At 58.5% G+C, this 19,534-nt stretch carries 14 protein-coding genes; 10 read left to right on the top strand and 4 right to left on the bottom strand.

Annotated elements, in window-relative coordinates; genetic code table 11:
• Positions 1-37 precede the first annotated feature (37 nt).
• The 4 genes from tagF to tssK all read right to left on the bottom strand — a co-directional run bounded on the left by tagF (position 38) and on the right by tssK (position 7,229).
• Positions 38-721 carry a type VI secretion system-associated protein TagF gene (tagF, locus tag KLP42_RS24525; protein WP_215570529.1) on the bottom strand — a complete coding sequence of 228 codons (684 nt, stop codon included), beginning with the start codon at positions 719-721 and terminating at the stop codon, positions 38-40.
• Positions 722-778: 57 nt separating this feature from the next.
• Entirely contained in the window at positions 779-4,351 is a 3,573-nt protein-coding gene (tssM, locus tag KLP42_RS24520; protein ID WP_215570527.1) for a type VI secretion system membrane subunit TssM, read from the bottom strand.
• The gene (gene tssL, locus KLP42_RS24515; protein ID WP_252193249.1) at positions 4,348-5,763 is read right to left on the bottom strand and encodes a type VI secretion system protein TssL, long form; all 1,416 of its coding nucleotides are present in this window, start codon (positions 5,761-5,763) and stop codon (positions 4,348-4,350) included. Before tssL ends, tssM begins: the two co-directional genes overlap by 4 nt.
• Before the next feature lie 140 nt (positions 5,764-5,903).
• Positions 5,904-7,229 carry a type VI secretion system baseplate subunit TssK gene (gene tssK / locus KLP42_RS24510; protein ID WP_215570538.1) on the bottom strand — a complete coding sequence of 442 codons (1,326 nt, stop codon included), beginning with the start codon at positions 7,227-7,229 and terminating at the stop codon, positions 5,904-5,906.
• Positions 7,230-7,797: 568 nt separating this feature from the next.
• On the opposite strand from tssK, the gene KLP42_RS24505 reads away from it, so the two are divergent.
• The 10 genes from KLP42_RS24505 (at position 7,798) to tssG (ending at position 19,489) form a co-directional block, all read left to right on the top strand.
• The gene (locus KLP42_RS24505) at positions 7,798-10,749 is read left to right on the top strand and encodes a beta strand repeat-containing protein (RefSeq protein WP_215570523.1); all 2,952 of its coding nucleotides are present in this window, start codon (positions 7,798-7,800) and stop codon (positions 10,747-10,749) included.
• 15 nt (positions 10,750-10,764) lie between these two features.
• A complete protein-coding gene (locus tag KLP42_RS24500; RefSeq protein ID WP_215570520.1) occupies positions 10,765-11,328 on the top strand; it encodes an invasion associated locus B family protein in 564 nt (187 codons plus the stop codon).
• A gap of 66 nt (positions 11,329-11,394) precedes the next feature.
• Positions 11,395-11,928 (top strand): OmpA family protein, encoded by a 534-nt coding sequence (locus KLP42_RS24495; RefSeq protein ID WP_215570518.1) that lies wholly within the window; start codon positions 11,395-11,397, stop codon positions 11,926-11,928.
• Positions 11,929-11,945: 17 nt separating this feature from the next.
• A complete protein-coding gene (locus tag KLP42_RS24490) occupies positions 11,946-13,265 on the top strand; it encodes a type VI secretion system protein TssA (RefSeq protein ID WP_215570516.1) in 1,320 nt (439 codons plus the stop codon).
• 78 nt (positions 13,266-13,343) lie between these two features.
• Positions 13,344-13,886: a type VI secretion system contractile sheath small subunit gene (gene tssB / locus KLP42_RS24485; RefSeq protein WP_215570514.1), complete on the top strand. Its 543-nt coding sequence runs from the start codon at positions 13,344-13,346 to the stop codon at positions 13,884-13,886.
• Positions 13,887-13,906: 20 nt separating this feature from the next.
• Positions 13,907-15,400, top strand: a complete 1,494-nt coding sequence (gene tssC / locus KLP42_RS24480; protein WP_215570511.1) for a type VI secretion system contractile sheath large subunit — start codon at positions 13,907-13,909, stop codon at positions 15,398-15,400.
• 59 nt (positions 15,401-15,459) lie between these two features.
• Positions 15,460-15,948 (top strand): Hcp family type VI secretion system effector, encoded by a 489-nt coding sequence (locus KLP42_RS24475; protein ID WP_215570509.1) that lies wholly within the window; start codon positions 15,460-15,462, stop codon positions 15,946-15,948.
• 78 nt (positions 15,949-16,026) lie between these two features.
• Positions 16,027-16,575: a type VI secretion system baseplate subunit TssE gene (gene tssE / locus KLP42_RS24470; protein WP_215570507.1), complete on the top strand. Its 549-nt coding sequence runs from the start codon at positions 16,027-16,029 to the stop codon at positions 16,573-16,575.
• Positions 16,572-18,509 (top strand): type VI secretion system baseplate subunit TssF, encoded by a 1,938-nt coding sequence (tssF, locus tag KLP42_RS24465; protein WP_215570505.1) that lies wholly within the window; start codon positions 16,572-16,574, stop codon positions 18,507-18,509. The genes tssE and tssF overlap by 4 nt, the downstream gene beginning before the upstream one ends.
• Positions 18,506-19,489: a type VI secretion system baseplate subunit TssG gene (gene tssG, locus KLP42_RS24460; protein ID WP_215570503.1), complete on the top strand. Its 984-nt coding sequence runs from the start codon at positions 18,506-18,508 to the stop codon at positions 19,487-19,489. Before tssF ends, tssG begins: the two co-directional genes overlap by 4 nt.
• Positions 19,490-19,534 lie beyond the last annotated feature (45 nt).

The raw sequence follows: 19,534 nt of genomic DNA, 5'->3' as shown, positions 1-19,534 counted from the left end.
TTCGGGAAGCCTTGGTGATACGGTTTTATGCTGTGCTTTACGGAACCGGCGGGTCGTCAAGTGTCGCTTCGGAAGAGCCCAGCATGGAAACATAGAAACAGGGGGCGGGCATTCCGACGAAGCAAACCAGTTGACCGGGCACCAGATGGCTGCCTTTCGTCCACCACAGGGTGAGGCTTTCTTCCTCTTCCGCGAAGCGGAGCTCTTCCAGGTGCGCGATGGCGGATTGTTCCGTCGGTTCGGCCGACACGATGCGCCAGCCTCCCGCGATTGTCTCCAATCGCTGCGTCCCCCGCGGCCTTTCCAGATCCGTCAGGCCTTCCAGGAGGGTGGAGGGATCTGCCGTCGGCGCGTCGTCCAGAGCGGAGAGCAGGCGGTGGTGCACGTCATCCACCCACTCCGCCGCAACATCCCGAAACGGTGCGAGTTGAGCGCCATCGCCAGCCCAGGCAATGATGGAAAGTGGAAAGTAACGTCCGATCCCGTCAACCGACGGCATCATGGCGCCGACGCAGTCCGTGCCGATCACCTTGGCGCCGATGCGGAAATTCCAGATCGGATGAACGAGATAGTGATCCCGCCATGCGGGTCCCAGTTGCTGGCTGCTGACAACAATGGCAGCCTGCAGCCAGTCTTCCATGGTGGTGATCACCGTTTTCGGCAGATTGAGAGACAGGAAGTCCCGCTTGCCGGGATATTTGCCGAACAGGCCGACCGGCATCACGCTGTCTCCCATGCGAGGTACGAAGCTGCTGCCTTGATCATCATCTCCCTGTCCTCAGAAGCCCGCCGGGCACTTGAAATCCGCAAGTGCCGGCAAAAGGAAGGGGTTGCTCGTCGCGCCAAGTTCGATGCGATACGAGACCTCTCGTCCGCCGATGACGAAGCGAGCCGCCATAGCCTCGGCGCTGCCGGATATGCTGCCCATCGCCAGAAGCCGCATCAACGCCCAGGGCCCGTTCGCCGCGATATGAGAGGAACGCCCGGGCAATTCCGGGAAGATCGAGATGCTTGCGGATCCGGCTCCCGTGCCTGGCCAGGTCAAGCTGACCGGAGCATTGCCAACCTGTTGCGACTGAATCACGTTGCCGTTGAGCTCGAAGAGGGCGAAGTCCGCATTTCCGGACAGGGTCTGTGGCTTCACCACCATCTGGAGCGACAGCATGGGCGCGCCCGAGGGGAAAAAGGCATCGCGGATCTGCGCGGCGCGTTGGAATTCTCTCAGGGTGGCCCGCGAAAGCTCCTGTCCAAGCCGGTCCCCTTGGTTCCAGTCCCAGTTCGGCTTGCTGACATCGACCAGTGGAGAAAGCCTTTCGCTGAAGAATCTGTCGATGGCCCCGTTCGGAGCAAACAGCTTGGTGAATTCCGCAATCGGCACGTCCCTGTCGCTGGTCGGCGAAAACGGATAGCGGTTGGCCGTGATTTCCTGGCACGCCCGCGTGACGCGAACATTAAGTTCCTGATTCAGCTGTGCGATCGTTGACCCGGCAGCATCTCCCTCGAAATCGCTTACGGCACTCTGCATCATCTTGGCGAGTGTCGGCGGCAGCCGCGATACGTTCGACTTGAGGCTGGCGATCTGGACCTGAAGATTCGCGGTTGCCCGCTGCGTCTGCGAAGGCGTCAGGGCGAGAATAAGGCTTTGGCTGATGTCGTTCAGATTGGCGATCAGTGTGTCGAGTGATCGTCTCCCGGGCTCTCCTTCCACCAACTGGTGGTAGGCGCGGAAATAGGCCTGGATGTTTGAGCCCGGTGCGGCTGTGGCGCTTTGCGGCGTACCCGGCCGGTTCTGTGATTTGCTGAGCGCGATGTCGATGCCGATGCGCGACCAGCCGCTTGTCCGGCTTTGAATTCGCTGGATAACGGCGTTTCGGACCATTTCCGCGGTGCCCGGTGCCGACGGATCCTCCTTGACCGGCGCGGAGCGTTCCTCGGTCAGACGCGTTTCCTCGCTGATTGATTCGAACACGCCGCGAATGGGTGAGGAGGCGCCGGCGGCAGCTTGGATGGCGACATATTCCGGCTTGTCCGCGGACATTCGCTTCAGTCGCACCCGACCGAGAGTGCTTTCCCAGGCCGCAATGAACTCGCGCCGGTATCGCTCCAGCAGTTCCGGACCGAGGCGTGAAATCTGCGCATCGAGCGTCGACTGCTGGTTTGATGTGCCAAGAACCCACTGTTCGGCCTGCAGTTTCTCCGCCACGGTGCCGAGTTGGTCCAGAAAGAACTGATGAAAGCCTGCGTAAGTGAAGAAGCCGGAGACTTCCAGCGTGTCGATGGGTGATCCGTCCACGGTTTCGAAGACCAGCGCCGAATCCGGACCGCCCCGCGCAACGAGGCTCCAGGCCTCCAGTTGTTGCGCCTGTGCCGCTCCCCTGATCAAGGTATAAGCGCGGTCAGCAAGGCTCAGACGTGCCAGTGTCTGCTGTGCGGCGCTGACAAGGGAACCGTTGAGCGCGATTTCCGGATTGTGCACATCGTCCAGCGCGAGCATCGCCAGAAGATGCTGCTCCAATTCGTCCCGGCCTGCCTTGTTTCCGGCTCCCGGATAGAGGTTGTTCGCCCAATCCTCCTGCATCCAGTCGACGATAAGGTCGTTGTCCGGTTTCGGTGCCTTGCCCCCCAGCATCAGATAGACCTTGAGCGCCTCGTAGACGAACATCGGATCATTGATGTTGGCCTCGATCTGCTGCTCGACACGCAGAACAAGCCGCGACCGGAATGTGCGCTCAAGGGCCTGGCGATAGGCTTCCTCGCTTGCCGACCGGAGGCGATCCGTCTGGCCCAGTCCGAATCCAGCAAAGCGCCCCGCCAACGCATTGCCGTTGGCGTATCCCGTCTCCATGTTGCGCAACTTGTGAAGAAGATCGAGGACGGTGTGAAGATCGGTATCGGACACCGGCTCGGCATTGAGGGCCGGGCCGCCGATGGTCCTGTATTCGGCGATGGCAGCGTTGGTTGCGGTAATGAGCTGGCGGTTTGTCGCATAAGCCCAGATCCAGGCGATGGACAGCGTCACCGTTGCCAGCAACATGGCTGCAATACCCGCATAGCGGATGGAAGCCGCCCGTCGAACGGCCGACATGTCCCGCGATACCCAGCCGGCTTCCTGGAAGACGACCTTGGTCAACAGATCGTGGAGGAAATAGCTTTTCCCCCGACCGGACATCATCGCGGCGGTCTGCGTGCCGAAGTTGGTTTCCATCTTTCCCAGCATCTGGTCGATTGGGGTGCCCTGCTGAGTTCCCGAGGAGAAATAGAAGCCGCGAAGCTGGGCGTTGGAATGATAGCGGGTTGGCTCGAAGATTGCGCCGAGGAACTGCACGATCGGATCTCGAAGGGCCGCGATCTGCGCCGGAAAACCGAAGACCGAGATGCGGGCCATCGGATCCGGTTCGGCCTGCAGCCGGTCGGCGGTTTCTTCCGTGAGCCGCATCACCAGATCGTCGATTTCCGAGGGGACATGTTCAAGAAAGTTCTTTTTCCGGTCATCGCTCTGGAAGGTGGCGCCCCAGACCTGCCGGCGCCTGTCTTCGGTGAAGGCGCTGAAAAACTCGTTGAAGCCCGCGATCAGGTCGGCCTTCGTAAAGAGGGCGTAGACTGGAAAGTCGACCTTCAGCTCCTGATGAAGCTCCAGCAGACGCTTGCGGATCGCGACAGCATGGGCATTCAGTTCCTCCGCGCTCAGCGTCATGATATCTTCGAGGCTTATGGCAATGATGACGCCGTTCAGTGGCTGCTTCGGGCGCTGCGTCTTCAGGAGGGACAGAAACGACAGCCAGCTCTTGCGGTCCGACTTCTCGTCGGAATCCTGCGTCGTGTAACGGCCTGCCGTATCGATAAGCACGGCTTCCTCGGCAAACCACCAGTCGCAATACCGCGTCCCTCCGACGCCGGCGATGGAGGCATGCTGGCCATGCGCAGCAAGAGGAAATTTCAGACCGGAATTGACGAGTGCCGTTGTCTTGCCCGTGCCTGGCGGGCCAATGATGACATACCATGGCAGGTCATACAGGAAGTTCCGGGTCGACGAGGCCTTGCGCAATGTCGCAAGCGCGTCATTCATGCGTTCCGCGAGCTGCTCGCTGTCGTCTGCAACCTTGTCCTCCACCGCGATGGCGGCTTCGAGTGCCGCCTGGGCCCGACGTCCTTGCCAATGACGATAAGCCAGGATGCCGATCATCAGCGCCCAGATCGTGATGATGAGGGCAAGCCGAAACCATGCGCTCTCGAAGGGCGCGATGCCTGCGAAGGCAATCAGCGGAAAGGCGAACCACACGACCAGGGTCAGCGCGACTGCCGCGCTCGCCGTGACGGCGTAGGTTGCCAGCTTGATGATCCTGTCACTCATGGTACTGCCTCTGCTGCAGAACCACCGCTGAGGGTTTCCTCGCGCGGTATCGCAAGGTCCACCCGCCTGTTCTGCGCCCGTCCTTCCGGATTGGCATTGGATGCGACCGGCTCGTCCTCACCTTTTCCGGACACCACGAGACGCGTGCTCTCCTTGATGTGGCGGACAAGCGTCGATGCCACGGCTTCGGCACGCTTGACGGAAAGGTCGAAGTTCGACTTGAAACGACTGGAAGGCTTCGGCTTCACGTTGTCGGTGTGTCCCACGATGCGAATATTGCCAGGCTCTCTATTCAGAGCCTCGGCGACGCGCTGTGCCAGCGCGTCGAACTCGGGTCGCACATCGGCGCTGCCGGAATCGAACAGAAGAAGATTGTTGATGCGGATGATGATCGATTCCCCGGCCGGTTCGACGCCGACGAGCCCCTGCTGAATTTCAGGTTCGAGAACGGCGCGGATGCGCTGCAACTGGCTCACGGTCTGCGGAGTCGGTGCGGGTTCCGGCAGGGGAGAAAATGCGGTGCGCGCCAGCACGACCGGGTCGCGCGGGTGGAGATGCACCAGCGTATCGGCAACCGCGTCGCCGTCGGCTGCGATGAAAAACCGCAGCAGCAGGTAAAGACCGGCAAGGAGACCGGCGAGCACGCTGCCGATCGACCACAGCGGAATGCCTTCCCCCAGCGTCTGGCGCCTGGTCTGAATGCCACGCCAGCGGGGCGACAGGTCGGCCGCCGCGCCACCCCTGACCGTCTTTAGCGTGTTGTAGACATCGCGGCGGACCCGCTGCAGTTCGATGTCTCCGCCCATCGCGCTGCGGTATTGGCCTTCGAACCCGAGCGAAAGGCAGGCGTGTATCAATTCCAGCAGGTTGAAATAGAGTGAGGGGTTGGCGTTCAACTGGCGGATCTTGTCGAAAAAGCCGGTGCCGGATGTGCGCACGCCGAAAAACTGTGCCAGCATGCTGTATTGGAGCCAGATGTGCTTTTCGGTGCCGGGAAGGTTCTGGACGATGTCGTCCGCAGTCGCGCAGAGCGCATATTTGGCAATCGTGGCCTGATCCTCCGGAACGCCGGCAGCGAGGATACTTTTCTCAAAGCCGCTGATCGAATGCGCGACATGCTGCATCAGCGGTACCGCATCCATTTCGATGATCATCTGCCGGAGTCGTCCGAGCAGGATAAGCAGGGGGGCGGCAGCCTGGACGATGGGATTGGATGCCTTGATGTCAGGGCTGCCTCGCGCGCCGAGAGCAGTGCCGAGAGGAATTTTGGCGCGTGGAACGGCAGAAGACTGTGTCTCCAGCCTCTCCGCTCCCGGAAAGACCGGTGAGACCCAGTCGCTGGCCTGGCCCTCGGACCGGTTTCCACCGGACCAGCCGGAGCTCGGGGCGCCCCAGGCGGACGCCGCGCCCATCGGCTGGTGCTGGCCGCTGGACTCTGGCCGGTTGGGCATGCCGCCAACCCCGGCACCTTGCGAGGAAGGCAGTCCACCCGGCCTTGGCCGGATGACCGTTCTGCCGCGGCTGTCAGATGGGTCGTCGGATTGGCTCATGGTCACTCATCCGTGATTGCCCACAGGTCCAGTTGAAGATCCGGCCAGTTGCCCGCAAAGTGCATGGCGATGCCGCTTGCGCTGCTGAATTCGGGCCAGAGCGGCGAAGTCTTGTCTAGGTAGAAGTAGACGTGATCGGTAATCGCCCTGATCTGCCGGGGCGGAGTCGGCATGTGAACCACGCTGATGCCCGGCAGATGCGTCTGGACGATGTCGCGCATGCGTGTGTTGGGACCGACCTTGCACAAATCCGGAAAGCTTGCCTGGATCTGCGTGAGAGGCATGGCAGCCGACACCTCAACGACGAAGCGGGCGGTGCGAAACAGGTTGCGATCGCTGACATTGGCAAGGAAGGCGTTCGGTCTGACCTGGGTCAGATTGAGTCTGGTCGCCCTGCCGATATCGAGGCTGAGAAGCCGCTGCACTGTTGCAAGAACAGGTTCGAAGACATCCTGCAACTGATCATGGTCGTATCGGGGGAAATCCGGAGCCATTCGGTTTCCCGTGAAAGTCGACAACTCGCCCGCCAGGCGAACAAGGTCCACATATAGGCGTTCCGGATGCAGGTACTTCGAGGCACGATAATGCCTCATGACATTGATCTGGCCATTCAGCAGCTGCAGCATGAAATAGTCATAGGCTTGGAGGCCACCACCGGAACTCGGGTCCGTTGCATAGCGTGAAAGGGCCTCCAGTCGTGTCTGTATCCACCCGATCAACCGGTCCAGCCATCCCAGCGCCACGGGATGTGCATGGCATGACAGAACCGGCGGCACCACGCGTTCATCGAGAATGATGGTCTTGTCTCGAACTTCGACTATCCGGCCGATCATCAAGTTGTTATAGCCCGGTCGTGGCGTCTCGCGAATGACCAGTTCGATGCGTGGATGGGCGATTTCGATGTCCTGATCAACCTGCATGCCGGATGTGGAATCGACAAATGTCTCCAGATCGATCACGTAACGGCTCGCGCTCGTTCCCGATGCCGCGTCGACCTCCCGGCTATTGGGGGATGCAACAGGCATGGTCATCCATATCGCCTTTCTTTCGCATCCTTCGGGTACATCGACGGGACCAGGCAAAGGGCTCGATCCCGGCATGTCGAAAGGCACGCCATCCGGAAAGATCCCGGCCGCTCGACGAAGCCCGAACTTGTTCTGCTGTGCGAGGTCGCGGTCGATCTCTACGTCCATGAAACCCCACGGGTAGGGCGTGACATACCCCACCCTGGCCTCAAGAAGTTTCTCAATATAGCGATCATGTTGCTGCAGGTGGTGCTGGTGAAGAAAGAGCCCCTCCGACCAGACGACCTTGCTATACCATGACATCAGCACACCCCGGTTTCCGTTCTCCGTATATAAATCTCAGTTTCGGCACAGATTCAATCTTGATGAACTTCTTCCGTCGTATTCCTGAGTCTTAAATTCCGTAAGTTTAAAATAACATAATATATTTCAAATAATGATTTGGTTGTTATGGTTGAGGATTGGCCGATCGTCGGGCGGCGATTTCGCGAGATCGTCGACGCTTCCACGAATTTCTCCGTGTTTCGTTAGCAGGGTGATGCGTGCAAGCAACAAGCGAGGCTCCCTCCCTTTTCCCGAGATTGAGTCAGGAAATAGCCAGCGGAATCAATTCATTGTTCCATTTCGGCGCGTTTTTTTCGATTTATGGTGAAAACAATCTGTGTCTGCGTATATTGTTGATTTTCATGGATAAAAAATATCAGTTTCGTGATTTTTTTGATTGTATGTTTTGATTTTGTTCGGATGTGTGGAATTTTGTCTCCGAGTAATATAAAACGTAGTCGGATGTCTTATTGTGTAGGCGCCGAATTATCACGGGGGCGATATAATGGCGTATATATTTCCACGCGGAATGCATTCCAGCTTCCGGATGTACATCAGGTCCGGGACGTGTCTGTTTCCTGCGTCTGCAATTATTGCAATTCCATGTTTCGTTCTTTCTCCTGATATTGCCTGGTCGCAGTCCACCTGGACCGGCGCGATCAACAACGAATTTTCCGACGGCGGCAACTGGGATACGTCACCCACGCCTCCAGGCGCCGGAGATGCTGCCACCGTCAATGCCGGGACGCCCAATGTAACCAATGCCTATACTGTGGATACACTTGATGTTGGCTCTCCTGGCGTAGTGACCGTTACTGCGACGGGGGAACTCACGGTGACCACCGCCGTTAGCCTGAATGGAGGTTCGCTGACGGTTGACAGCGGGGGCAGTCTGACGTCAGGAACTGTCAATGTTGACGACGCTGCGTCCCAGCTTTCCAATTCCGGCACTGTTACCGGAGCAATTACGGTCAATGCGGGCACCTTCACAAATGCGACGGGCGCCACTGCGGGTGCGGTGACGAATGCGGGGAGCAGCACGAATGCCGGCACGATCGCATCGCTGAGCAACACGGCCGGTACCTTCGACAACTCGGGTACGATCAGCGGCACGGCGACGGTTTCTGGCGGCACGGTGACGAATACCGGCACGGTGAGTGGCGCCTCGACGGTTCAGAACGGCGGCACGCTGACGAACGACACGGGTGGCACGCTGGCCGACGTTTCGGTTGCCAGCGGCGGCACCTATACGAACGCGACGGGTTCCAATGCTGACGCGGTGACGAATGCGGGCACCAGCACCAATGCTGGCACGATCGCATCGCTGAGCAACACGGCCGGGACCTTCGGCAACTCGGGTACGATCAGCGGCACGGCGACGGTTTCTGGCGGCACGGTGACGAATACCGGCACGGTGAGTGGGGCCTCGACGGTTCAGAACGGCGGCACGCTGACGAACGACACCGGCGGCACGCTGGCCGACGTTTCGGTTGCCAGCGGCGGCACCTATACGAATGCGACAGGTTCCACTGCGGGTGCGGTGACGAATGCGGGGAGCAGCACGAATGCTGGCACGATCGCATCGCTGAGCAACACGGCCGGGACCTTCGGCAACTCGGGTACGATCAGCGGCACGGCGACGGTTTCTGGCGGCACGGTGACGAACACCGGCACGGTGAGTGGGGCCTCGACGGTTCAGAACGGTGGCACGCTGACGAACGACACCGGCGGCACGCTGGCCGACGTTTCGGTTGCCAGCGGCGGCACCTATACGAACGCGACAGGTTCCACTGCGGGTGCGGTGACGAATGCGGGGAGCAGCACGAATGCCGGCACGATCGCATCGCTGAGCAACACGGCCGGGACCTTCGGCAACTCGGGTGCGATCAGCGGCACGGCGACGGTTTCTGGCGGCACGGTGACGAACACCGGCACGGTGAGCGGTGCCTCGACGGTTCAGAACGGCGGCATTCTGAACGATAACGGTGGCAGTCTCCTTGGGGGCTTGTCCGTCCTGACCGGCGGTACGGCGAGTATCTCGGGCACGACCGTCTTCGGTCTGACGGATATCGAGGCCAGCGCCATCCTGAACGCGTCCGGAGCAAATACTCTCGGTACAAGTCTCACCTTGCGTGGAACCCTCGATCTGCAAAACGGCACCACTGGAGATTCCATCACCGTTTCAGGCCTGGATGTGGATGCGGGTACCTTGTACCTCGATACCAATCTGGACGAGGGAAATGTCACGGTTGACAGTATCACCGTGAACGGGAACATGTCCGGCACCTTCAATGTCAGCTTTACCGAAAGCGGGTTTGCGACATTGGCAACGCCTGGAGACACGCTTGTTATCGATGTCAGCGGTACGAATAGCTCCACTGCTGCATCGGTTTCGGGTTTGCCTACCGACGTGTTTATCCAGCATGATTTCGTCAAGAGCGGCCAGGACTGGGTTATCCGCACCTCTCTCAATCTTGCCCCGCTGAGTGGCGTGGTGGGGAGCCTTGCCACCACGCAGGCTGTCGTCGCGTCAACGATCAACCGACCGTCGAGCGCGTTCGTTTCTCCGCTGATTGGCGCTGAAGCAGACACTTGCCGCCCGGGAACCTACACACGCGGTGTCGGCGCCAACGTCACGGCGGAAGCCGAGACGACCAGCCCCGGTTCGGCCAGCGCCGTTTCCCGCGTCTCCGTATCATTCAAGGGTATTCAGCTTGGTGTCGACTACGGTTGCTTCAATATCGGCGGCAATGGCGGCTCCATAAACTTCGGCCTTCTGGCTGGTATCAACGATGGTAAGGCGAAACAGGATCAGACGATCGGGCAGGGACGGATCATCTCCAATTCGGACTTCCAGTCGCGATATGTCGGTGCCTATGCCACCTATTCACAAGGATCCTTCTTCGCGGACCTGAAGGCCGTCTATGATGCGACGACCTATGACATCGACGCACGGACGGTGGTGGGCGCAACAACGAGCCAGTTTGTCCAGGATGACGATCTGGACACCGACCGTTACACGGTGAGCGGGTCGATCGGCTACAGCTTCTCGGTTGATGAGCTTTCGATCATTCCGACACTGGGCCTGAGCTATTCCAACACCCGAACAGACACGACAAAAATTGCTTCGGGTATCGGCGGCGACATCCTGTTCGATGATACGGAGAGCATTATCGGCCTGGCATCTCTGACCTTCGCCAAGACGATCGTGCTTCCCGATGAAACCTCTGCTCTGCAACCCTTCGTGACCGGGACGGTCTACAATGAATTTGGCAAGAGCATAAAGGCGACCTATCAGCCGACGTCGGGTGCAGCAACGCCAACCTCGACGCAGAACGCGGGTACTTACGGAGAAATCAGCGTCGGCCTCAATTACTTCTCGATCATGGACGGTCCCTTGGGGCTTCGTCAGCTCAGCGCCTCGCTGCGTGGTGACATTCCCGTGGGCGAGCGCATTGAGGGAACCCAGATCGTTGGCAGCTTGCGCCTTCAGTTCTAGGAGGGAAGACCGAACATGAGAACAACAGCCTGCCTTGCAGTCGCGGCCGGCCTGAGCCTTGGGATGGATGTCGCGGTGACAGGCCTCGCCATTGCGCAGGACAGCAAGAATGTTCGCGCATCTTCGCCTGTGGCAGCCCAAACGTCCGAGCCAGCGCAGATGCCGGCCTGGATCGTGACCTGCAGCAATGCCAACCCGGCCGGCGAACTGCGTTGCCGCGCTCAACAGACGTTGAGCGTGACGCAGACGCGACAAAGGCTGGTTTCCGTATCCTTCGAACGCGGTGTTGGCGGGCGACTGCAAGGAAGAGTTGCGCTTCCGCACGGCGTGCAAATTCCGCCAGGCATCGATGTCTGGGTCGATGACGGGAAAAGGAGAACCATTCCTATTGTCAGTGCCGATGAGAATGGCAGCTATGCCGATCTTCCCGGTGATCAGGAGTTCATCAGCAGTCTGAAATCCGGATCGACACTCAGGATCAAGGCAAAGACCATCTCAAACGACGATCTTGTCATGGAGTTGACGTTGAGCAGTATATCATCGGCTTTGAAGCTGATCGAAAATGGCCAAAAAGGGTAGGTTTATCGTTTATTTTCCATTGGTTTCATGATTTAATGGCGTCAGGTAAAGACACGAGGTGATGATATGTACTTTAGATGTCTATCCATTGCGTTTTTCGCAAGTCTTGCAGTTGACTCCGTTGGATTTGCTCAATCGTCTTCGGGCGCGAATTATTCCCAGGATGAAGTGGTCAACTTTCTTGTTCAGCAGGTTGACCTCGGGTTGAGTCGGGCAATTTGTGTTGGTACCAAGGAGGAGTGCGCGGCATCGAAGCCTGCTGTGAAGGGTTTCGATATGATGCTTACTTTTGACCTTGATTCTGCCAATCTCAGTGATGAAGCGCGACGCAATCTCGATGTTATCGCCGCAGCGCTGCAGGATAGCCGGTTGCGTGCTGCGCGATTCAATGTCGAGGGGCACACAGACGCACGCGGGCGTGACGCTTACAACATGTCTCTGTCGGTGAGTCGTGCAAACGCCGTCATTGAGTATCTGATGCAGAAGAATGTTCCTCTTGACCGACTGCACGGCGTTGGCCTGGGTGAAAGTGCACCTCGCAATTCTGATCCGTTCAGTCCGGAAAACCGGCGGGTCGAGCTTAAGCTGAATGTAGAGTAGGGCCGGTGGGTGCCCGGATGGAGCTGTCGTCATTCCTTTTGCCAGTCTCGTCCGACTTCGCTTGCGGCCCGGATCTTGATGCGTCCGGCGATGCCGAGTACTTCAATTACGTGATCGCGGCAGAAAGCAGGCTTCCCGAGCGTTTCGTGGATCTTACGACAGGGAAAGTCTTTGATCGTTCTGTGATAGATCTGGAGCGCGAAGACGAGGAAATTGTCGCGCTTCTCGATCGCTCAAGGGATTTGCGTCTGGCGGTTTTGCGCGCACAGTTTCATGCCGTTGCGGGCACGCTTTCCGGGTTTACCGATTGTGTAGAGCTGATCGAGCGCCTGCTGGCAACTTTTTGGCTCGAGGTTCATCCGCAGCCTGACGGGGACGGAGGAAGTTTCAGAAGGCAGGTGCTTGAAGGTCTGAATGATCGTTCCAAAGTCCTGATGCCGCTGACCTACAGCGTGCTTCTCAAGGACAGGCGCGTTGGTTACGTGTCCCTGAGGACAGGGCAACTGGTGCAAAAGCCGGAAATGGCTTCGGCGGGAGAGACGGTGATTGAACCCCCGGCACTGAAGGAGGTGCTGTCTTCGTCAGAGCATCAGGCGAGCGTGATCGAGACCTTTCGATGCGTGGAGCGCTGCATTGGTCTCCTTGATGCCATTCGTAGCAGGTTCATCAACGAGGGAGATCTCGAGCACGTACCGGTCATGGCGCCCTTGGTCGCTGTGCTTGAGGCCATCGGCAAGATGCTGGCCGATCACGTTCCGGCCGGAACTGCATCTGATCAGTCAGGCACGGCGTCCATTGAAGATGATGTTCCCGCTGTTTCGGCGGAAGCTGCGGTGCCCAGCCTGCCCAAGGCGTCAATGTCCAGTGAGGCCTTCCCAATTGCCAGTCATCGGGAGGCAAAGGCGGCGCTTTCGGCATTGGAGGATTATTTCGCTGAAAATGAGCCTTCCTCCCCCGCCCTTATCCTTGTTCATCAGGCAAAACGACTGATTGGGCGTCCGTTGGTGGAGGCGCTTGCGGCACTGGCGCCGGCCCGCGTCGGTTCCGCCATGTTGCTGGTGGACGAGGCGGCCGGTTTTTCCTTCGATATGGAGCGAATGCAACAGCTGACGGTGCCTATAACGCACGAGGACGGAGGAATACTGAAGCGATTTTCAAGTGGAGATCCCGTCATAAGAAACCGGGAAAAGGCAATTGGTGCGATGATGGGAGTAGAAGTGTTTCTTCGTCAGCGGGAGCCGTCGAGTCCTGTTCCTCTTCTCCTTTCGAGGGCAAGATCTTTGATGGCGCATGATTTTTCGGAGATTCTCAGGGAAATGTTCAAAAATAAAAACTAGATAAAAACGGCGAAATTGCTGTTTGACTCCCGATTTGTATTTGAATTATTCTGAAGATGGAAACACAAGGGGGCTGGGATGAGTTCCGATAATGGCCAGAATTTCATCAAGAGAAACAGGCCGCCGAGGGTGCAAATTTCCTATCAGAATCCCGGAAATGCGCAGGAAGTCGTCAGCCTTCCGTTCGTGATGGGAGTTCTGTCGGATCTTTCGGGGAATGCCTCGCGTGTGGACAAGCCCGGCATGGAGGAGAGAAAATTCTCTCCTGTCGATATGGATAATTTCGATGACTATATGCGCAGCGTTGAGCCGGCGGTTTCGATGAATGTGTCGAACAGGATTGATCCGGAGGCTCGTGCGGAAAAATTTGGCGTTAGTCTGACGTTTCGCAAGATGTCTGATTTCGAGCCTGCAGCCATTGCTAGGCAGGTTCCGGAATTGCGGGTTTTGCTTGAGGCTCGCGAACAACTGAGCAATCTGCAGCGATACATGAACGGGCGTGTGGATGCGGAGGCGAAGCTACGGGAGTTGCTGTCGAGTCCGGACCTCATGAAGGCACTCAGCGAGCGTTCTTCCGATAATGGCATCGGGAGCGATGGCTCCGGCGACTCCGTTCGCTAAACGGTTAGGGAGTGGGAATCATGGTGCCCGAAATGGCCGGCGAACAACAAAAGGTTGCGCAGCAGCTGGAAGGGGTGGACGAGTTCGCGTCGCTCCTCAAGCAGAGTTTCAAACCGCGGACGGAACGGGCGGCGACGGAAGTCGACAACGCGATCACCACGCTTGCGAAGCAGGCGCTCGCGAACACTGAGGTGATCAGTGATGATGTCCTTGATACGATCAACGACATCATTGCTCGCCTGGACCAGCAGTTATCAGCCCAGGTCAATGAAATCATGCATGCACCGGAATTCCAGGCGGTCGAAAGTGCCTGGCGCGGGCTGCATTACCTGACGAGCAATTCGGAAACCGACAGTGGCCTGAAGATCAAGGTCATGAATGTGTCCAAAAGCGAATTGCTTGGTGAGTTCCGTCGTTATTCCGGCGCCAAATGGGACCAGAGCCCGTTCTTCAAGCAGGTCTACGAAGCCGAGTTCGGGCAGCTCGGCGGCCATCCGTATGGCGCTCTGGTCGGTGATTACTACTTTGATCACACGGCGCACAATGTCGCGCTGCTGCGTGATCTCGGCAAGGTGGCTGCCGCGGCGCATTGCCCCTTCATCGCCAGCGCCGAGCCCGGGCTTCTCAATCTCGATACGTGGTCTGATCTGGTCAATCCGAGAGATCTCGGGAAAATTTTCGAGGCCCCGGATTATGCTGCCTGGCGTTCCCTGCGGGATTCGGAGAATTCCCGCTATCTGGCCTTATGCCTGCCGCGCGTTCTGGCGCGGGAACCTTTCGGTGAAAAGTCCGTCAAGGTCGAGGAATTCGCCTTCGAGGAAGAAACGGACGGGCATGACGGAAACAAATATGCATGGATGAATGCCGCTTATGCCATGGCGGCGAACATCAACCGGGCATTCAAGGAATATGGCTGGACCGTTCGAATCCGCGGCGTTCAGTCCGGCGGCGAAGTGGCCAACCTCCCTCTTCATACATTTCCGACAGATGACGGCTCTGTCGACATGAAGTGCCCGACCGAGATCGCCATCAGCGATCGTCGCGAAGCGGAGCTGTCAAAGGCCGGGCTGATACCGCTGATTCATCGCAAAAACAGTGACAAAGCGGTGTTTATCGGTGCGCAGTCGCTGTATCGGCCCAAGAAAATGGACACGGACGAGGCGACTGCTTCGCAGAACCTGTCTGCGCGTCTTCCTTACATGTTCGCATGCTCGCGCTTCGCCCATTACCTGAAGTGCATGGTTCGCGACATGATCGGTGAAAACTATGATCGCAATCAGCTGCAAAGCCGTTTGCAGACGTGGATCATGCGCTATGTCGATGGCGACCCTACCAATTCAACGATTCTCGTGAAGGCACAAAAGCCGTTGGCGGGTGCCAAGGTGGACGTTTTTGAAGATCCCGAAAACCCGGGTTTCTACTCTGCGAACTTCTTTATCCAGCCGCATTTTCAGCTGGAGGGCATGAATATCGGCATGAGCCTCGTATCGAAGCTTCCTGCCAAGGAAAATTAGGCTGCATTCACCAATACGCGGATGGGGCGGCGTCGCCGCGCGACACGAAAGGAACATCGATGACCACCAACATGCATCTGAAGATCGATTCCATCAAAGGGGAATCCCGCAAGCAAGGTCATGAGGACCAGATCGAGATTGTCAGCTTTGCCTTCGGAATGAACCAGCAGGCGTCCGTGGGCCATGGTCATGGATCCGGCGCCGGGCGTGTCAGCGTTCGTGATCTGCATCTGACGAAATACATGTGCAAAGCAGACACCGCCCTGATGCAGCATTGCTGCAGCGGCAAGCACATTCCGGAGGTCACCCTCTTCTGTGAAAAAGCCGGCGGGGATACGACGGTCGAATACGTGAAGATCGTGCTGAAGCAGGTGCTGGTCACCAATCACACGATTGTCGGTGCGGTGGGAAGCGATCTGGTGACGGTCGATGTCGAACTGAACTTCGCCGAATATGTCCTCACCTATACCCAGCAGGACAAGGAGGGAACGGCGGGGGCGTCCATTCCGCAGGGGTGGAACATTTCGGAGAACCGCGCGGCGGCCTGAATTGAATGACCTCCTGGGCAGCGCCATTCTCGCCGTCCCACGACACTGAGCAGGAGAACGGGTTGAGGGTACTGCTTCATGGCCGATCACGTGCGTTATCGCGTGCCCTTATTGCACAGCTTTCGTGATGCGTTCGAGAAGAGCGACTCACGAAAGTCGCGTTCCATAGACGAGTCTGCGGAGCGCACGTTTTCGGAGCATGATGCCGTTCGGCGTCGCGGACTGACGGAGGGGCAGGTTCGCGACATGGTGATGCGAGATCTTGACGATCTTTTCAGCACCATCGACCTGCAGTCAGCCATTGATCTTGACGAGTTTTCCTATGCATCCAAGTCCGTGCTGAACTTCGGACTCTATGACATCATGCACCTCACCAGTGAGGATCCGCAACTGCCTGAGGTGGAGGCGAACATCATTGCCGCGGTTCTGGACTATGAACCGCGAATCCGGCGTGAAACCTTGCAGGTCGAGCGCGTTCAGGACGTTGATGAAGCGGCTCAGCGGCTTCGCCTCTCCATCTATGCGGAGATATCGAGCCGGCCGATGAATGTTCCGGTCGATTTTGTGGCTGAGGTTGACCTTAGTTCCGGCAAGGCGACAATTCGGCAAAGCGTGGGCCAGGCATGAACAGGGAGTTTCTTGAGTTCTATGATCGCGAACTCAAAATTCTCTATGAGCGCTCCAAGGAATTTGCCGAGGAGTTTCCCGGCATGGCGGAGCGATTGGGCTCTCTCACGGCGGAAGCCGGTGATCCTCTGATCTCCGGTCTGCTGGAAGGGGCTGCATTCCTTGCGGCACGGGTCCAGTTGAAGCTGAAGGCGGAGTTTTCGACCTTCACTTCGGAATTGATCGAGCAGCTTCTGCCGGGCTTCCTTGCGCCGACCCCCTCCTTTGCTCTGGTGCAGGTGCGTCCGGATTTCGGCAATCCCGTGCTGCTGGGGGGCGTTTCTGTTGCCGCGGGCCAGTATGTCGACACGACATTGATGGAAAAGGATCGCCGGGTCGCCTGCCGTTATCGCCTCGTCTCAGACATCACTGTCTGGCCCTACGACATCCAGCATGCGGATTACTTTGCGACGGCCGCTCCCATTCAGGCTCTCGGGATGGATTGCGGCCCGGAGGTTGCGGCTGGGCTGCGCCTTGAGATCTGCTTGTGCCTGAATCGCGACAAGCAGGGCAGCGGGCTAGGCAGGGTTTCCAGTGCCATCCCAGAGGCACTGACATTCTATCTTGCCGGGCCGATGACCGATGTGGTGCTTCTTTACGAACAGCTGTTTTCGAAGCTGCATCAGATCGGCATCCGATATCTCAACGCGCTGGGTGACCCATGCTATGTGCCCCTTGATCCCGACGATTTGCAGCCGGTCGGCTTTGCTGCGGGTGAATCGCTATTCGGTCATGACGACCGCGTCTTTGCAGGCTTCAATCATCTGCGCGAGTACTTTGCCTTTCCCGCCAAGTACCTGGGCTTTCGTGTCCGCGGGCTTGCCCCGATCCTCAAGCGGATCGGGACGGATCGCTTCGACCTGCTGTTTCAGTTCACCGCCGCGGTTCCCCGACTTGCATCCGTGACGAAGCGGGACTGGTTCGCGCTGTATGCCGCGCCGGTGACCAATCTCTTTGAAATGGAGTGCGCCCCAGTTTTGCTGCGGTCCCAGGATCATGAGCACGCGATCATTCCCGATCCCAGCCACAAACTGGAATACGAGGTCTATCGGGTGCTGCGGGTAAGCGCCCAGTATCCGAGGAGCAAGGAGAAGGTTCCGGTCTTCCCCTTGTATTCGGCTCCGACGGAGGGGACGCCATTTGCGCATGCGCTGCATTACTCGACACGGCGCCGCGAGCGACGAAGGACCGAAAAGGAACGCCGATCCGGGTCGCGCAGTCCCTATATCGGATCAGAGACCTTCATCTCGCTGCGGGAACCAAGGGGAGGAAGAAACGGCGAAAGTGCCCGCACCCTGTCCGTTCGTGCGCTGGTCACGAACCGTCATCTGACGGATCAGTTGCCGGTGCGTCGGGGTTCCCCCGATTTCTTTCTGGTCGAAGATGCATCCATTCACCTTGATTGCATTGCCGGGCCGACGCCGCCGCGCGAATCCCTGCTGATGGGCGACAAGCGTGGCAAGGGTGAAGAGCATTCCGGGGCCATTCTCTGGAAACTGATCAGTCTTCTGCAATTCAATCATCTGGGCTTGTCGCCGCGGCCAGACAGAGATCGGGCCAGTGCCCTTCAGGAACTGCTGATGGTTTTCGCCGATAGTGGCAATCCTTCGATCGAGCGCCAGATCCGCGGCATTCTCGATGTGGCCGTTCGACCGGTCGTGCGGAAGATCCGGCAGGGCGCCCGTTACGATGCTGCCCGTGGGCTGGAGATCGCGGTCACCCTGGATGAAAACGCTTTTGAAGGTCAGGGCCTGTTTCTCTTTGGCCTGGTGCTCAGCCGCTTTTTCACCGAATATGCGACACTCAACATCTTTGCCGAAACAGTCATTCTCTCCAGGCAGAGGGGGCTTATCAAGAGATGGCCCCCCCAGATCGGCCGGAGGGCGCTGTTATGAGCCTGCTTGACGATCTGAAGGCGCAACCGCACCGCTTCAATTTCTATCAGGTGCTGCGCCAGATGGAGCGGGAGACGCCGGGCAAGCCGCGTATTGGCGACAGTTCCACCCTTGCCGAGGAGGTTGTCGTTCCGGTTCAGGATCCTTATGTGGCCTTTCCCGCCGCAGATATCCTGGCTTTGTCGGAAACGGCATCGGGCACGCCCCGTCTGCATACACGTTTTCTGGGCATGTTTGGTCCCCAGGGGGCTCTTCCGCTGCACCTCACGGAGGAGGCCCATCAGTGGATGTCGCGAGACCCGGCTTTTGCTCGCTTCGTTGACATCCTGACGACCCGCTTTCTGCAGCTGTTCTACCGAGCCTGGGCGGACGCCCGTCCGATCGGCCAGTCCGAACGGCCCGATAAGGACCGATTTCTTGCCTTTCTGGCAAGCTTCGAAGGTATCGCAAGCCCGGCATTGCAGGAGATCGGAAGCCTGCCTGACGTGGCCAAGATTCCCTTCGCGGGACTGATCAACATCCAGGTGAAGACAGCCCGCGGTCTCGAGCAGTTTTTGCGCGGTCACTTCGGCGTTGAAGTTGAAGTGCATCAATGGATCGGCAATTGGCTGGCATTCGAGGAACAGGATGTCATGCGGCTCGGCACATCGCGTGCGGTGATCGGCGTCAACGCTTTCCTGGGGCGGCGGCTGCACAGTATCGCAGACAAGGTCCGTATCCGCATCCGCTGCCGAAACCGGAAGGATTACGAGAGCTTTCTTCCGGGGCAGCGCAATGCGCGCCATCTCGCGGAAGCGATCTTCTTTTTTTGTGGGTACCGTCAGGAGGTCGAAGTGGAACTGGGTATTCCCGCTGCGCTTGCTCCGCGCATCTGCCTCGGCCGGCAAGGACAGATTGGCTGGACGTCCTGGCTCCCGGTGCACCCGGGCAACCTGCCGGACGAGGATTACTTCGACGCTCGCCTGACACCGACCTTGTGATGCATGCGCCCGGCCGTGGCGGTACGCGGCACCAGGATGCGCGGC

It is taken from the genome of Rhizobium sp. CSW-27 (genome assembly GCF_018760785.1).
Taxonomy (GTDB): domain Bacteria; phylum Pseudomonadota; class Alphaproteobacteria; order Rhizobiales; family Rhizobiaceae; genus Neorhizobium.
The sequence above is the reverse complement of the archived record's forward strand: the minus strand, read 5'-3'. Positions and strand labels throughout refer to the sequence as shown.

Excerpts from the sequence above, each read along its gene's own strand:
- tagF (WP_215570529.1), bottom strand. The coding sequence starts at position 721 with ATGCCGGTCGGCCTGTTCGGCAAATATCCCGGCAAGCGGGACTTCCTG.
- tssM (WP_215570527.1), bottom strand. The coding sequence starts at position 4,351 with ATGAGTGACAGGATCATCAAGCTGGCAACCTACGCCGTCACGGCGAGC.
- tssL (WP_252193249.1), bottom strand. The coding sequence starts at position 5,763 with ATGGGCGCGGCGTCCGCCTGGGGCGCCCCGAGCTCCGGCTGGTCCGGT.
- tssK (WP_215570538.1), bottom strand. The coding sequence starts at position 7,229 with ATGTCATGGTATAGCAAGGTCGTCTGGTCGGAGGGGCTCTTTCTTCAC.
- KLP42_RS24505 (WP_215570523.1), top strand. The coding sequence starts at position 7,798 with ATGTACATCAGGTCCGGGACGTGTCTGTTTCCTGCGTCTGCAATTATT.
- KLP42_RS24500 (WP_215570520.1), top strand. The coding sequence starts at position 10,765 with ATGAGAACAACAGCCTGCCTTGCAGTCGCGGCCGGCCTGAGCCTTGGG.
- KLP42_RS24495 (WP_215570518.1), top strand. The coding sequence starts at position 11,395 with ATGTACTTTAGATGTCTATCCATTGCGTTTTTCGCAAGTCTTGCAGTT.
- KLP42_RS24490 (WP_215570516.1), top strand. The coding sequence starts at position 11,946 with ATGGAGCTGTCGTCATTCCTTTTGCCAGTCTCGTCCGACTTCGCTTGC.
- tssB (WP_215570514.1), top strand. The coding sequence starts at position 13,344 with ATGAGTTCCGATAATGGCCAGAATTTCATCAAGAGAAACAGGCCGCCG.
- tssC (WP_215570511.1), top strand. The coding sequence starts at position 13,907 with ATGGTGCCCGAAATGGCCGGCGAACAACAAAAGGTTGCGCAGCAGCTG.
- KLP42_RS24475 (WP_215570509.1), top strand. The coding sequence starts at position 15,460 with ATGACCACCAACATGCATCTGAAGATCGATTCCATCAAAGGGGAATCC.
- tssE (WP_215570507.1), top strand. The coding sequence starts at position 16,027 with ATGGCCGATCACGTGCGTTATCGCGTGCCCTTATTGCACAGCTTTCGT.
- tssF (WP_215570505.1), top strand. The coding sequence starts at position 16,572 with ATGAACAGGGAGTTTCTTGAGTTCTATGATCGCGAACTCAAAATTCTC.
- tssG (WP_215570503.1), top strand. The coding sequence starts at position 18,506 with ATGAGCCTGCTTGACGATCTGAAGGCGCAACCGCACCGCTTCAATTTC.